Here is a 15,464-nt window from a genome sequence, read left to right on the forward strand (position 1 = left end):
GTTATTTTCAAACGAGTCCACGCCCTTGCTGTCAGCCGCCCGCAAGCCGAAAATGCCCTCGCCGGCCCTTATCGCCTTCTTCGACCGTCCCGCCCCGGACTAGTCGCCGCAAGACCCTCAGAACATCCCACGGGATCTCATCGATATCGATGGCGATATCCGAGCCGCTGCGATAGGTCGCCTCATCCAGTGCGGCGATGACCTTGGCTTCGAGGCGACCGTCATAGGACGGTTCTTCATTGCCGTATTCGAAGCGCCCGCACCACACGATATGATCACGCCAGACGATGAAATGGCTGCGGCAGCCGTCCTCGCGCCATATCGACGGATAAAGCGTGCAACGCTCGTCTCGGACCGTCAGAGACCATGCCTTGCCCGCTCGAGGATCAAGGTTGACGACCAGGGTGTCACCGCACCCGTCTGGGCATCTTATCAACAGCGAACGGGGGCGGGTGCGGATGACGGCGGCGGTATCGCCCGGGTGTTCGAGCAAGGCTTCGGTATCATCACGATATTCGCCCGTTCCGCGCCAGCGGATTTTGCGCGCAGGCGAAGTCATGGCGTGCCTCCGCAAAGGTCGGCAACAAGATGGGCGGCGATCCGGTAGCCCCTTGCGCGGCGACCGCGGTCGGCATCGGGGCCATCCGCCCATTGGCAGCGCCGCAGAAGCTGCACGGCGACGGCGGTCTGATATTCGCCGGGGCAGGTCTGAATGGCGATCCCCATCGTGCGTATTTGGCGGACGACCGCTTCAATCCAGGCAAAGCGCGTTGCCGGGCGAGCAGGCCCCGGGGGATGGCGAAAGGCTGCCGGCGCATAGATCCTTTCGATCACTGTGGCCCATTCCGGATCATCATAGCGGTGTTGGTCGACGTCGGGCGGAACCTCGAATGCCAGCCAGGCTTCGAGTGCTGCAAGATCTGCGGTCAAGGGGCCAAGCGTCACCGAAGCCAGATCGATCAGGATGGCACTCGATCCGCGCACCCGTACATTATCGCCATGCAGATCGCCATGAATCGGGGCTTGACGATAGGTCTGCTCGAGTGATGCAAGAGCGGTCCATAACATCTCCGGTGTCTCGAAGACCCCGGCCTCGGTGGCGCGCTCAACGTAACAAGGATCAATCCGATCCGGGTCCCATAAGCCAATATTCCTGAGGGCAACCGCTACGGCAACTTTGACCGGATCGCTTGCATAACCTTGGTCGCGCCAGCCGCCCAAGGTTTCGTCCAAGAGGGCGGTGATGGCCGGTCCTGCGACATTGCGCCGGGCAAGCGTCCAGAGCGATTCCGAGCGGTCAACGAAACTGCCGACGAGAAGACTGCGCTGGCTGCCGTGGATCAGTTCATCGATATTGGGACGCAGTCCGAAGGGGATGAAGCGCTCCGCGAAATTCCGATAATTGTCGTGTTCTTGCGCGATCTTATCGCGTCGGTCGAGCTTTGCGAATGCTGGTTGCGGCCAGGCACCGATGTTGGAACGGTCGACGATCATATGGACGGCAAAGACGCGCGCCGCCGAGCGCCCGCCACCCAGCTCGACAAGCGTGATCCTGCTGCATTGAGGAAAGGCCCGTTTGAACAGGATCTTGTCGGCTTCGCGCAACGGCTCGCGGTCATCAGCCGTGCTGATGTCCAGGTCTAGGCGCGGTATCTTGCCCGCATCGTAGCGGGCGATCACTTCGGCGATGGCGGGCGCTTGAGGCGCGGTATGCAGGCCGACGGAAGGCAGGCCGGCAAGCGTTCCCAGACGATCCTGGATACGGCCCGTCGCGGCATCGTCGGGGGCAATCACATCGACGCGCAAACCGTGATCCACAAGCTGCAGGGCGTCGCGTCCGATCGCCTTGAGGAGTTCGTCTTCCTGCCGCCCATTGACGTTGACGACGACGGCACGTGCGAAGCCGGCCTTCAGGAGCAGCGATGTCGGATCACATCGTTCTATGATGCAACGGCGATTGCCAAACTCGCGCATCATCAGTGCGCCAGGCGCTTCACCGATCCACAGCACGTTGCGGCGTTCGTCAAACATGGTGTGCTCCTGCGGGACGGGCAGCGGCCAACTTGGCCCATGGCCGAGCGCGCCGGACGGTGAACAGACGATGCAGCCGCAGCGCTGGGCGGCGGCCGTTGGCCTCACCGTGCCGCGCACGCCGTCATAATATTGGAAGCGGCTTTGCGCGGGCATGGCCGTGACGGCTCCGAGGAACATTGTGACCGCAAGCGAGGCGACCGTCGAATTGATGGAAACGACCGCGGGCTGGGGAATATGTGCGCCGAGCACATAGGGATCGGCTGCGCGTTGCGCCGGGGTGAGCATCTCACGGCGGATCTGTTCGCCGTTCAAGGCACCGGTGCAGATGAGGCACGGCAGACCGGGCGCCAGCATTTGTACCCGGCCGGTCATGTGCGAGACCAGACCGTCGGCAACCGTCAGACTGACGCCGAGATCGATGGCCGGCACGAGATACTGGTAGGCGGCCTGACCGACGACGGCGCGGCTGGCATGCGAATCCGTACACAGGAAGACGAAATCGAAGCCGCCGATCAGACCTGCGACTGGACCGTCGACGATATCGCCGACAATGCCCTGCACAGCCGCCTTCGGATTGACGGCAAGTATGGCCCGGCGCGCGACATCGACCTTCGGCGTGCCGATATCTGCTGCCGTCGCCCCGATTAGCCGATTGAGGTTGGTCGCCTCGACGCTGTCGGGATCGACGATCGTCACGTTTTCGGCTCCGAGATAGGCGAGCTGCTGCACCGTCGCCGATCCCGTGCCGCCGGCGCCGACAACCAGGATTTTCAGCCTTGCGATCATCTGCTGGCCGTCCCGGCCAAAGGCGCGGATCTGCCGATCGTGGCGCAGATCGCTGTCCTGGAAGCCTCCCGCCGCGTCGCTCAGCAACGTCAGCCCGGTTCCGACCTCCCAGACGTCGATGGGCGTCTGCAGGCCGAGGCGGCGGGCGCTCAGCCCTTGCGGTCCGATCACCATTGCCAATGGTCTTGCCTGCGGGGCACGCCGGTCGAAAAAGGCCTTCATCTCCTTTTCGCCGGCATCGTCGATCGGCGAAAAGACAGGCCTCCCGGCGGCGTGCGGATGTGTATGGATCATGACTGGGCTGAGGCGCTCGGCGCGCGCTCGATTCGCAATGTCAACCAGGACGGCGGGGTGAAGGCAGACTGAGGTCGAGGTCCGGCTCACATAGGCCGACTGGTCGACCGGCGAGGCTTCGGCCAGCACCCAGCTTTCGGTAATCGGGTCGAAATGGGCGTAGCCAATTGCGCAGGCCTCGGCGGCGGTTGCCGCCAGCAGATCGTCGGCCAGGCTCCTGCAGGTCCCTTGCAGCGTGCGAAGTCCGCTCATTGGATCCTCCGTAGCCGATCGATGATGGTGTTCATCCAGCCCGACAGCGTGTCGCGGTTTGCGTCCCATGGCGTTGTCAGATGCCATGAAAACCACAGCCCGCTTTCAGTGGTTTCCGGGATCGCATTGTCTGAGGCCGCATTCTGCGGCAGGTTGCCTGAGGAAAGCCTGAGATTATTGTCCGCCCAGAAGCAGTCCAGGGCGGCGTAAGGATAGGCCACCGGAACCAGAAAACGGATCGTGGTCTGCCCTGCCGACCAACCTTCGGGAAGCAGGATGACCGGTACGCTCACGAGCGTCGTTCCGCTCGGCAAAAGACGTTTTTCGGCGGCTGAAAAGCGCGCCCGGAGATCGTCAAATTGACGTTCGAGGATCGTGCTCATCAGCCAAAATTCGCCTTCGGGACAGAGGAGAAGCGGCGTGCAGGCGTCACATCGAGATCGACGATCTCGTCGTCTGCGATGATGCGGTCCGGATCGTCGCCATGGCCTTCCAGCATAAGATCGTGTTCGGGGTTCCAGCCCGAAACGCGTGCCTTGATCTGCAGACCGGTCAGCTGTGGCTGGTCGGTTTCGTACTTCTGGCCATTGACGAAGAAGTGATAGGTCTTCGGACGCGGCGCGGTGATGAAGCGCTCGACGTCATCGCGCGTGAGGTCGACGGCTTCGCCTTCCTTGATCAGGCGGTCGGTGCCGCCGCGAACCTCGAGAAAAACCGCCTCATTGTCTGACGCGCCGCTGAACAGCCGCAGCGCCGCCTCGTTGATCGTTTCGAGACCCCATTTGATTTCCCGGTTGTTGGCAAAGAGGCGGAAGATACGGTCACCGGTAAAGGCGATGAAACGTTCCGTGCCCTTGGCGCGCAGATCGAAGGTTTCGTCGAGACGGACATCTTCGAAGTCACCCGTTTGAAGAATGGCATAGAGGCTATAGACCTCGGGCGGCGCAAGCTTGCCGGCGCCCAGAATCTGGCGGCCCAGTGGCACGGGGTCGGAAAGCGCGATCGGCTTGAAGACGATACCGTCGACGGCGAGTTCGGCGGGATGGCCCTTGTTGGTACCGTTATCTTGCATCGGAATTGATCCTCATGATTGTCACCGCGGTCTGCTGTGACGTGCACTGGATCAATCCCTGCGAGGAACGATAACCGGAAAGGTCAGGCGAAATTTTTTTCGAATGTTCCGCCTGGCACGGTTCCGCACATAAAAAACGCCGGGCATTTCGGACAGCTGCGCGGCGATGTCTTGGTCGGAAATTGGCCGGACAGTATGGCGGCGATATTGGCCTCGAGCTTGCGCCGCCGCGTGTCGAGCGGCCCATCCTTCAGGCTGAGCCGCTCGCGGGCTGCGTCGGAAAGAAACAGGATTTCGGCGCCGCAGCCAGGTGCCTGATCGTTGACGGCAAGGAGCGTTGCCATGACGGCAGCGCCTTCCATCGCCGTCGTGCGCCTGTGGCCTGTCTGGACCTGCCGCAATTCCCTCAGCTCGCCGGCGGCATCCGTCTGCGCATAGTCGATTTCGATTTCGATCGTTGCCCCGGCGAGCGTAAAGGACAGGCGGTGCGCCGGGACGATGGGCTTGCCGTCGTTCATGGCGACGAAATGCCTGACGAGTTCGCCGGCAAGGCGGCGATAGGCCGGCGCGGCCGGCAATGCAGCAAGAGGCGAGGCCGACCAGAGACGTTCGACGATCTCATCCGGACCGGCCGCCTCCGCGGCGATGGTGCCGGTGGCGATCAGCTCGCGGACCGCCTGGCGGACGATCTCGTGCATGTCCTCATAGGCAGTCGTGGTGCGCCGGCCGCCGAGTTTGAGGATATGGGTATAAAAGAAACGGCGCGCACAGCGCTCGTAGAGGGCAAGCTCGCTCTGCCGGAAGAGGGGCTGTCCGCGATAGATCATCGCGATCGACGGGTTGTCGGGCGGCAGATTGAAGCTGGACGGTGTAACGTAGAGCCGAGACAGGCCGAATCCGAGCCGGGCGACGAAGGGGGAGGGCTGTCGCTCGGACTTTTTCGTGCGGCCGGGCGCATAGACGAGGAGCCGATCGCGCGCCCGCGACAGGGCCACATAAAACAGGCACTGCTGCTCCTGCATATGCTCGCGTTCGGCGAAACTTTCGCCGTCAAGGTCCGATCCTTCGATCATGCCGTCCGGCGGCGGACAGGCTGGCGCGGCGGCGTTGCGCGGCAAGGTACCCTTCGCCATACCGGGGATGTGTACGACGCGAAACTCAAGGCCCTTGCTCGCATGCATGGTCATCAACCGCATCGCGTCGATGGCGCCTGCCGCCTGCGGAATATGTCTCAGGTCCCGGTCGTCGGAGAGCCGCACAAGCCGGCGGATCCTCTCGAGCAGGGCGGGAATGGCCCCGCTGCGGCCTGCGGGCTGGGCCCGCACGAAATTTATCAACTGCCAAAGGGCGATCCCTTTTGCGCGCGCCTGCATGTTGCCAGCGCCGGCAATCTGTGCCGCCACACGGCTGCGGTCGAGCAACAATTGCGCCAGGGTATCCCAGGGCGGAGAATTACCGTCGAAGCCGGCAAGCAAGGAGGAATAGGCGGCAACGGCCGCCGCTGCCGGCTCGCTGAGGCCGGCAGGCGGGTGTTTTATCCAATCGAGTGGCCTGGCCGTGTCGTTGTTGAGCGCTTCATTGAAACGACCAAGATCGCCAAGCGGTATCGTCAGCCCCGGTGTGGCGAACTCGCGCGCAAGCGCCATGGCGCGCCGGTCGATCAACAGCGAAATCCATGCCAAAAGATCCTTCACCTCCGGCCGCTCAAACAGGCTGCCAAGATAGAGGACGGGAATGCCCCTGGCCTCGAGGCCGGCGCCGATCTTGGCGAGCCGGTCGTTGCCGCTGCACAAGAGCGCTTGGTCGCGGAAGGCATGACCGGCATTGCGCATTTCCAGGATGCCGTCGGCGAGAGCGTCAATTTCCCTTTCGGTGTCGCCGTCGACGGAGCGGAATTCGACCGGATTGCCGCTGGTCCCGCGGTTCGATTTCAGCGCCACGGGCGTGGCCCCTTCGATCTGCATGCCGGCCGCGAAGGCCTGGTAGCTGTCGACGATCTCGCCCACCGAGCGATAGTTCACATCCAGCTGATCGCGGCTGCCGCCCTTGAAATCCTGCGTCTCGAAACGGGAAAGGTTGAAGGACGATGCGCCCCGGAAGCGATAGATCGATTGCCGGACATCGCCGACGCACCAGAGGTTGCGACCACCCGGGCTCAATTGCTGCAGGAGCCCCACGCTTGCCCGGTTCACATCCTGATATTCGTCGACAAGGATATGGCCGATATCGGCGGCGACGGCGCGCGCGATCTCGGGGCGCGTCTCAAGCAGATGCGTCGGCAGGGCGACGAGATCGCCAAAATCGACGCAGTCGAGCGATCTCTTCAGGTCGTTGTAGCTTTCATACACGCGCGCGACTTCGCGGGCCCGGTCAGCCAGACGCGCCGTCCGAAGCGGCCAACTTATCGACGAGAGCGGCATAATCTGGTGCAAGCACGACCTCATCCTGCGCCCGGGAGATCGCAGACAGGAGATCGCGCAGCTTGTCGGTCGGATCGGAGAGATCCCGGTAGTGGGCAAGATCGAGACCGGCGACCCTGTCGAGCATAAGGTCGATGGCTTCGGTGCGATCGAGTAGCCGTGGTTCGCGAGCAAACCCGAGCTCCCTATGATAGCTGCGCACCAGATTGAGGCCATAGGCATGGAACGTGCCGATCCACATGGCCGCTGCCGCTTGCGGGGCACGCTTTGCGATACGCTCCGACAATTCGCCGGCCGCTTTGTTGGAATAGGTCAGGACGACGATGGTGCGCGGGTCGACCGCATCCTTGTCGATGAGGTCGCAGATGCGGCCGACTAGCGTCTTCGTCTTGCCCGTACCCGGGCCCGCCTCGAGCAGAAAGGCACCCCTCTCCGGCGTCCTGTCTGAGCTCGACCGACGGCAGGAGCAGCGCGTCCAGCAATTGCTGGGCAACCGCGCCATAGGGTGCGCCCAGCTTCGCCGCTATGGCGTTCGCGCTCATGCCCGCCAGGTGTTGCTCACGCAGGAAAGCGCGCGGCATCAGCAGCTCGCGCGAAAAGAGGTCCATCTGCACCTCGCGACGCGACTTGCGGCTATAATCGGCGACGCGCTCTTCGCCATCTGGCGCCGCCTCGACCGAACGGGCCGGATCTGGGTCGCGCGCCTGGTCGGGCAATCGCGCGTCACCGAGGGTGGCATGGCCGATTTCGTGGCCGATAAGGAAGGCGTTCATGAACGCATTGCCGGTGTCTTCATGCAGGATGCTATGGCTGTGCGGATCGTAGCTCGCACGTGCTTGGGCCAGAAGCGCGCTGCCCGGTTTCAAACCGGTTATGTCGACGATGCCACAGCGATCGGCGGCCGCTTCCACCAGCGCCAGCGGATCCCAGGGATCGATGCCTTGTTCAACCAGACGGGCGTGGATCCTTGCGGCCTCCTGACGGCCGAGTTCGACCGTATCCATCCTACTCCTCGTCGAGAAGAAGTTCTGCAATGCGTTCTGGGGAGACATTAGCCTCCTCCAGCACCGCCTTGAAACTCAGCTTGTCGCTTGCCGCCCCAGGCTTGCCGTCCGACTTGTACTGGACCCCGCGCGACAGGCTCGGAGCAGCGGAAAGATGGTCCGCAAGCTCCTGGATGCCGACATTCAGCCCGGCGGCGAACTTTTCCAGGAAGGACAGCGGCACGCTCCCGAGCGTTACCAATCGATCGCGAAAGGCGTTGATGACGGGGCCGGGAATGCCGAGAGTCTCGCGGAGCGCGGCATAAGCCGAACGATCAAGGCCCTCAAAGGGACTGGTCCGGGACGAGCCGGTAGGGGTGATGTTGGCAATCCATCGTTCGGTGGCCGCGTCGATGGGAGTGCCCTGTTCAACGCTCTGCAACAAGAGCAGTTCATGGGCGAGCGCGACGAAATCGTGCGTATTCTGCGGATAGCGCTGACAGTAGAGGCCGAGCGCGACGGGATCCTTGCGGAAATCGACGGCGAAGCTCGTCAGCAATGTCTCAGGGGTCGGCTGATCGTTGCTCATTTGTCATCTCCGAGGCCGAGCGCCTGTCGCAATGCAGCAATAGCCCGCTTGCGGCGATTGTGCACGGTGCGCGGATCGCAATGCAAGAGGCCGCTGATTGACGCAATATCGGGATCGCTCGACTGGCTCGGGATATTTGCAAGCGTCATGGTGATGACCTCCTTTTGTTCCTGTGGCAAAGCGTCAATCGCCGCCAGTAGCCGAGGCCGGAAAATAGGATCTGAAAGAATTGCATCATCGGCACCATTTGCAGGCGCGCCGGTCCTCTGAGCCGACACGACGAGGGTCCCGCTGTCGTCATCGACTTCGATCGGGGTCTCGCGTTCGGCGCGAACGGAGACACGCCTGCGAGCGCTCAGCCGAAGCTTGGCGATCGCCTCGTCGAAATGGACCTCGTAGAAATCGAGACGGTCGCCGCCACTGCGATCAAGGGTGACGAGCAGACGAATACGGTCGAGCGCCGCATCGTTGATGTCTTTCGTGGCCGCATCGACCAGAACCTTGCTGTCGACCGTGCGTTCGGCGCGCGGCAAGGCGCGCGCGATGCGCCGGAGAAAAAGCACAAACAACCGGTTGAACCTTGCGTCATTATTGTCTGACCGCGTCGCCCTCATCCTGTGGACCAGCGATTCTGAGCGTATATAGCCGGGGTTCGAGCGGTCCGAAATTTCGCAACGCGCAATAAGCTCGTCGAACCCAAGCGTTTCAAGTCCGGCAAGCTCGGCCTCGACCTCGGTCATTCTCGTATATTTGCTGAGCGGCGGAATGGTCCGCGGGTTCATTTGGTCGGCTCCGCGTCAAAATTCGATTCGAATCACATTTGGAGAATCCAACATCTTTAAGTTGATGTCGAGCGGGGCGCCGGACCTAAAATGGACAAGGCCTCCTGAAGGCGACTCTCGTGGTCGATGAGCCGGACTATGACTCCCCCCAGACTTTCAAAGAAAATGTCTTAAAAGTTCACTTTGTCTCCAAGACTGGTCTTCTTAAAGTTGAGAAACGCCGCTAGTCTTCCCGCTAGGGGGAGACAGCAATGCAGACTTTCGAAAGTGGTACAGAGCAACAAGAAGCCGACAAACCTGACAATCCTGCCATTGTTGTCGATGTTGCGGCCAGCTTCACCTACGCATCTTACCAAAATGCCATCCCGGTCCTCCGATCGATTCTGATTGAGAATAATACTGATAGGCACATTGAAAACTGCCGCCTCGATCTGACGTCTTCGCCTTCGTTTCTAAGGCCGAAATCATGGATAGTTGATCGTCTGATGCCGGGCGATCGGCTTCCGCTGATCGACCGAAAGGTCGAATTCGACGCCGGCTATCTCTCGGGCCTAAATGAGGCAGAGCGCGGTGAGATCACGCTGCGCCTATCCACGGGTGGAGAGATTTTGGGCGAACGGCGCCTTCCCGTCAGACTGCTTGCGCGGGACGAATGGGGAGGCGTTGCCGATATGGTGCAACTGCTGCCAGCCTTCGTCATGCCGAACGATCCCGGAGTGGCTCAAATCCTGCGGACGGCAGCAGAAAGGCTTGCTGCGCATGGCTATCCAGGCGGATTGGACGGTTACCAGTCACAGGATCCCCAGCGCGCTTATATGCTGGCTGCAGCTATCTATTCAGCCGTTGCCGGGATGGGATTGCACTACGCCGAACCGCCGGTAAGTTTCGAGAGCCGCGGTCAGAAGATTCGGCGTCCCAGCACAATTGCCGAGGAGCGGCTGGCGACCTGTCTCGATACTACCCTTCTTTTTGCCGCCGGGCTGGAAGCAGCCGGATTGCACCCGGTCGTCTTGATGTTCGATGGGCATGCGGCAGCGGGTGTATGGCTGGCCAAGAGAACCTTCGCGCATGCGGTCGAGGCGGATCAGATGGAGGTCCGGAAGGCCCTGGCATCACGCGAGTTGATAGTGTTCGAAACGACTGGCGTGACGCATCGCCCCGCCATGACCTTGGAAAGCGCACAGCGCGTCATGGACAGCCGTCTCGGGGAGGGGGAAGCTCACGCGTTCGTTGCGGCGGTCGACATTAGGCGATCGCGAAGCGGCGGGGTCATGCCACTCGCCTCACATGAGCCGGTCCGGCGCAATGTTCTCGATGACGATATAATACCCGTTGCGGATCTGCCACTTCCCTCAGCTCCCAGTTTTGGCGAGTTACCGGCCGAGACCATCGAGGTCAAACCGACCACCGCCGCCGGCCGCATCGACCGATGGCAGAAGAAGCTGTTGGACCTTACTCTTCGCAATCGGCTCCTCAACTTCCCGGAATCGAAGAAGACGATTCCGTTTCTCTGCACTGACGTCGCCTATCTCGAAGACCGACTCGCGAATGGGGCTGCAGTACGGATCATTTCATTGCCCGAACAGAACCCACTCGGCGAACGGGACGCGGCGCTCTATCGTGACGTGCACGGCCGCGATCTTCAGCGCAATTTTGCTGCCGAAGCTCTACTTAGGGACGAGCTACCGTCGCCACTGGACACTCACCAGCTCGAGGCCCGGTTGATCGACCTGTACAGGCAGGTCCGTAATGATTTTGCTGAGGGCGGAGCGAACACCCTCTTTCTTGCCGTCGGCTTCTTGCGGTGGAAGAAGAAACCGGAGGATGAGCGCAGCTATCGAGCGCCGCTTTTGTTGGTTCCGGTAAAGCTTGAGCGCCGCAGTGCCAGTTCGCGCTTCACGATCCGCTTTCATGAGGATGAGCCCCGCTTCAATGCGACCCTTCTGCAATTCCTGGAACAGGATTTCGACCTGACGCTTCCCCAGTTCGGCGGCGATCTGCCGCTCGATGACAATGGGGTCGATGTGCCACGTCTTCTCGCTATGATGCGGCAGGCGGTCCGTGACGTGCCCGGCATGGAGGTTGTGGACGAGACTGCGTTGTCGACCTTCTCCTTTGCGAAATTCCTCATGTGGAAGGATCTCGTCGAACGTACCGAGGCGCTTCGCGAGAACCGGGTGGTTCGCCATCTGATCGATACGCCGGAGGAAGCCTTCCAAGAAAGCGGAGGACAATCGGCGTTCCGCGACGAACGTGAGCTCGATCACGCTTATGCGCCGGCGGATATCATTTGCCTTCTTCCTTCAGATTCTTCACAGACAGCGGCAAGCCTCGCGGCTGCCGAAGGGAGGGACTTCGTCATTGTCGGTCCCCCCGGTACTGGCAAGAGCCAGACCATCGCGAACATGATCGCGAACTGCCTTGCGGTGGGGAAAACGGTTCTGTTCGTCGCTGAAAAGACGGCTGCACTCGACGTTGTCTATCGTCGGTTACGAACGCATGGCCTCGGAGATCACTGCATCGAATTGCACTCGCACAAGACTGATCGCCGACATTTCCTTGGACAGCTCAAGGCAGCCTGGGAGCATGGCGGTCGGACCGATGCGTCCGAGTGGGTCGCGATCAACGAGCGTCTTCGATTGCGCCGCGACGAGCTCAACGCTTACGTCGAGGCTTTGCACAATCGTTATCCCAACGGATGGACGCCTTATCTGGCATTGGGAATCGCTCTTAAGGCTGTGGAAGCTCCGGCACCAACCTTGTCATGGTTAGAACGGGACGCTCATGACGCGCAGACGCTACGCGAGCTTGAAGACCTTGCGGGCGAACTCGGCCTCGTCTTCGCATCGGTCCAGCGGCAGCCAGCACTGGACCTTGTCAGGGTTGGCGAATGGAGTTCCGGCTGGCAGGACGGGTTGTTAGCATCCGCACAGTCGTTGCAGAATGCGATCGATCTGTTGGCCAGCTCAATGGATGCGTGTCTCGCGAGCATCGGCCTGAAGCCGCGGGAACGGTCCTCGCAAGCCGAACTCCAAGGATTGGAAGGTCTTGCGCGAGCACTGCAGAAATGCCGAGGTCGTGACATCACGATCGTATTCGATCGGGACTTCGCGCGATGTGCCGAAGCGCTGGAAAACCTTCGAAATTCTATCGGGGCCTATCGCGAAGCGGAGCGCGGACTCGCAGCATCTTATGGTGCCTCCGCCATCCGCGACCTCGATCCGGACGTGCTGGATCGCCAATGGCGAGAGGCGAATGCTTCGTTTTGGCCGAACGCCATGCTTGGCAAGCGCAAGATTCAAAAGCTACTGCAACGCTATGCGGATAAAGGTACCGCCGAGCCCGAGGGGGACCTCCCACTGTTGCGCCGCATGAAGGATTACCTGTCGGCAATCGACCAGAGTCTGTTGAACGGAAAACCTTTGCCAGTGCGTGGCCTGGGTACTGATGTCGGAGCCGTTGCGGAAATTCTCGAATTGGCGCGAGAGTTTCGTGCCACCATGCTGCTTCCGGGACGTGATCAGGAGGAGATACGATCGGCGCTGCGTATGATCGCGCCATCGCTCCAAGCCGCGGTTGAAAACGATGGCGTCCGGCAGGCGGGAGACAGGCTTCTCGCCGCAGTCGAAGGCTTTAAAGAAGCGCGACAGCGCTTCAGCACGATTGCAGGATGGGACGGCTCGGTTGAGAAGGACGTGGTCGACCTTACGACGCTTAGGGACAAACTTGATGCTCTCATCGGCGCACGACATCTGCTTCGCGATTGGTCAGCCTGGTGCCGGGTCAGAAGCCGCGCACTGCATGCGAACCTGTCCTCTTTGGTCGAACAGATTGAGAATGGGGTGACCCGGCCCAATGAGGCGCGGGCTGCATTTCGCCTCGGCTATGCCAGGTGGTGGCTTCCGAGGGTTCTCGACGCCGACCCTGTTCTGCGGAATTTCCGGCGTTTCCAGCACGAAAATGCAATCCGTGAATTTCGTGAAATAGACGATCTCGTCCGATCACACGCTACCTTGCGTGTCGTCAGTGTGGTCGCTCACGGATTGCCGCCCGTGCAGAGCGTTCCACGCAATTCGGAACTCGGCCTGCTGCGCTACCAGATGGAGTTGCAGCGACCGAGCCAGTCGATACGAGATATGATCGGCAAGATGCCGCAGAACTTTTCAAAGCTCGCACCCTGCATGCTCATGTCGCCGCTCTCCATTGCTCAGTATCTCCCGCCAAACCAGGCGTTGTTTGACGTTGTGATCTTCGATGAGGCGTCGCAGATAACAACCTGGGACGCTGTTGGCGCCATCGCGCGGGCTCGCCAGACTATTATTGTCGGGGATCCGAAGCAGTTGCCGCCGACGAACTTCTTCGGGCGCAACGAGGAAGAGGAGGAAGTCGCCGATCACGAGAAGGATCTGGAGAGCATTCTTGACGAGGCGAAGGCCGCTGGTATTCCGGTCCGCGATTTACGATGGCACTACCGCAGTCGAAGCGAGTCTCTGATCGCTTTCTCAAACCATCACTACTACCAGAACCGTCTGGTAACGTTTCCGTCGCCTGCCGTTGAAGACCGCGCCGTACATCTGCGCAAGGTGCCTAACGGCATTTACGATCGTGGGAAAAGCCGAACCAACCGGATCGAAGCAGAGGCTGTGGCGAAAGAAGCCGTTTCCCGGATGAAGGCGTGGCTGAAACTGCCTGAAAAAGATCGCCCGACGCTTGGGGTGATTACGTTCAACGCGCAGCAACAGTCGCTGATCCTCGATCTCCTCGATGCCGCGCGCCGAGACGATCCGGAACTCGAGTGGTTCTTTGTCGAGGAACGGGTCGAGCCGACGATCGTCAAGAACCTGGAGAACGTGCAGGGCGACGAGCGAGACGTCATCCTTTTTTCGATCACGTTCTGGAAGGATGCCGCTGGCAAGCTGACGATGGATTTCGGCGCGCTCAATCGGGACGGCGGCGAGCGCCGCCTCAATGTTGCTGTGACGCGTGCGCGTCAGGAACTCATCGTCTTCTCGGGTTTTACGGCTGACCAGATCGACCCGACGCGCACCAAGGCGCTCGCTGTACAACATCTGAAGACATTCCTCGACTATGCCGACCGTGGCGCGGTCGCTCTGCCGGCACAGGATATTGGCTCTGTCGGCGGTTTCGAGTCCCCCTTCGAGGAGGCGGTCGCTGCACAATTGGAGCGTCGCGGCTGGCGAGTCGTGCCGCAGGTTGGGATTTCCGGATTTCGGATCGATTTCGGGATTCGCCATCCGGATCTGGCGGGTACCTATCTGGCGGGCGTGGAGTGCGATGGCGCGACCTATCACGGATCGGCCACCGCCAGAGACCGCGACAAGGTGCGTGAACAGGTATTGAGAGGCCTTGGCTGGAACATATTGCGCGTCTGGTCGACCGATTGGTGGTTCGATGCAGCAGGCTGCGCCGAGCGGCTTCATGCCAGCCTCGAAGCTCTCCTCGAGGAGAGCAGGGCGCGCCGCGCTACGGAAACGGAGGATACCGCGACCCGCTGGAACATGGGGCACGAGGTGGAGGGGATTGACGAAATTCATGACGACGAAGCCGCCCCTCCTGTCGAGCAGGCTGCTATTTTGCCTCCAGTAATCGTCGAGACTGTACTCGTCTCTGTGGAGACACCGCCCTCTTCAAGCAAGTTTGAATCGGCGGAAATGCAGCCATCCGCCGCTTCGGTCGGCGACGAAGCATCGAATGGACTGCGATATCGTGTCACAGATCTGTCCAGCTTCCGAGCCGATCCCGATCAGTTCTTCGAATTCGCCTATAGAGATACCCTGCGAGCCATGATCGAAGTGGTCATCGAGACCGAAAGTCCGGTACGCACAGACATACTAGCCCAGCGGATTTCTCGAGCGCACGGTTGGTTGCGTACCGGTGGACGAATCCGAGAGAGGATCGACCTTCATCTCCGCGGTCTCCACACGACCAAGGAGTCGAGCGGCGAGTTCGTCTGGAAGGTGGGAACCGTTTCCGAAATTATTCCATACCGGCAACCAGTCAGCGAGGACGCACGCAGATCGATCGCCGATATTCCGCTTGCGGAACTCGCTTTTGTGGTACTCGACAATTCCGACTTACTGGACCAATTAGATCCAGCGCGAGATCTAGCTCGGCTGCTTGGTGTCGAGCGCCTTGCCGCTGTTTCCCGTGCACGGCTTGACGAAGCGATTTTGAGAGCGCGGCAGCATATTTCAACCGCCCATTCATTCGAGTAGCCATGTTCCGATTTAT

Annotated in this window: 9 protein-coding genes and 1 pseudogene; 1 reads left to right on the forward strand and 9 read right to left on the reverse strand. The window is 60.9% G+C overall.

What is annotated here, in order from left to right:
• Window positions 1–31: 31 nt before the first annotated feature.
• The 9 genes and pseudogenes from V8P77_RS13415 to V8P77_RS13455 all read right to left on the reverse strand — a co-directional run bounded on the left by V8P77_RS13415 (window position 32) and on the right by V8P77_RS13455 (window position 9,212).
• Window positions 32–559 carry a ubiquitination-like system serine protease family protein gene (locus V8P77_RS13415; protein WP_264396520.1) on the reverse strand — a complete coding sequence of 176 codons (528 nt, stop codon included), beginning with the start codon at window positions 557–559 and terminating at the stop codon, window positions 32–34.
• A complete protein-coding gene (locus V8P77_RS13420) occupies window positions 556–3,366 on the reverse strand; it encodes a ThiF family adenylyltransferase (RefSeq protein ID WP_264396519.1) in 2,811 nt (936 codons plus the stop codon). The genes V8P77_RS13415 and V8P77_RS13420 overlap by 4 nt, the downstream gene beginning before the upstream one ends.
• On the reverse strand, window positions 3,363–3,749 hold the full coding sequence (locus V8P77_RS13425; RefSeq protein WP_264396518.1) for an E2/UBC family protein: 387 nt from the start codon (window positions 3,747–3,749) through the stop codon (window positions 3,363–3,365). Before V8P77_RS13425 ends, V8P77_RS13420 begins: the two co-directional genes overlap by 4 nt.
• Window positions 3,749–4,438, reverse strand: a complete 690-nt coding sequence (locus tag V8P77_RS13430; protein WP_264396517.1) for a multiubiquitin domain-containing protein — start codon at window positions 4,436–4,438, stop codon at window positions 3,749–3,751. The genes V8P77_RS13425 and V8P77_RS13430 overlap by 1 nt, the downstream gene beginning before the upstream one ends.
• An 83-nt stretch (window positions 4,439–4,521) precedes the next feature.
• Window positions 4,522–6,786 carry an ATP-dependent helicase gene (locus tag V8P77_RS13435; RefSeq protein ID WP_335912952.1) on the reverse strand — a complete coding sequence of 755 codons (2,265 nt, stop codon included), beginning with the start codon at window positions 6,784–6,786 and terminating at the stop codon, window positions 4,522–4,524.
• A 22-nt stretch (window positions 6,787–6,808) separates the two neighbouring features.
• Window positions 6,809–7,360 (reverse strand): UvrD-helicase domain-containing protein, encoded by a 552-nt coding sequence (locus V8P77_RS13440; protein ID WP_264396516.1) that lies wholly within the window; start codon window positions 7,358–7,360, stop codon window positions 6,809–6,811.
• A gap of 37 nt (window positions 7,361–7,397) precedes the next feature.
• Window positions 7,398–7,910, reverse strand: a pseudogene (locus V8P77_RS34805) (M78 family metallopeptidase domain-containing protein); the annotation flags it as partial.
• Entirely contained in the window at window positions 7,864–8,430 is a 567-nt protein-coding gene (locus tag V8P77_RS13450) for a hypothetical protein (RefSeq protein ID WP_264396515.1), read from the reverse strand. The gene V8P77_RS13450 and the pseudogene V8P77_RS34805, both read right to left, overlap by 47 nt.
• The gene (locus V8P77_RS13455; protein ID WP_264396514.1) at window positions 8,427–9,212 is read right to left on the reverse strand and encodes a hypothetical protein; all 786 of its coding nucleotides are present in this window, start codon (window positions 9,210–9,212) and stop codon (window positions 8,427–8,429) included. The genes V8P77_RS13450 and V8P77_RS13455 overlap by 4 nt, the downstream gene beginning before the upstream one ends.
• 251 nt (window positions 9,213–9,463) lie before the next feature.
• Between V8P77_RS13455 and proA the strand changes: the two genes are divergently transcribed.
• Window positions 9,464–15,448: an anti-phage protein ProA gene (gene proA, locus V8P77_RS13460; protein ID WP_264396513.1), complete on the forward strand. Its 5,985-nt coding sequence runs from the start codon at window positions 9,464–9,466 to the stop codon at window positions 15,446–15,448.
• The last annotated feature ends 16 nt before the right edge of the window (window positions 15,449–15,464 follow it).

It is taken from the genome of Rhizobium aouanii (genome assembly GCF_037002925.1).
GTDB lineage: Bacteria > Pseudomonadota > Alphaproteobacteria > Rhizobiales > Rhizobiaceae > Rhizobium > Rhizobium aouanii.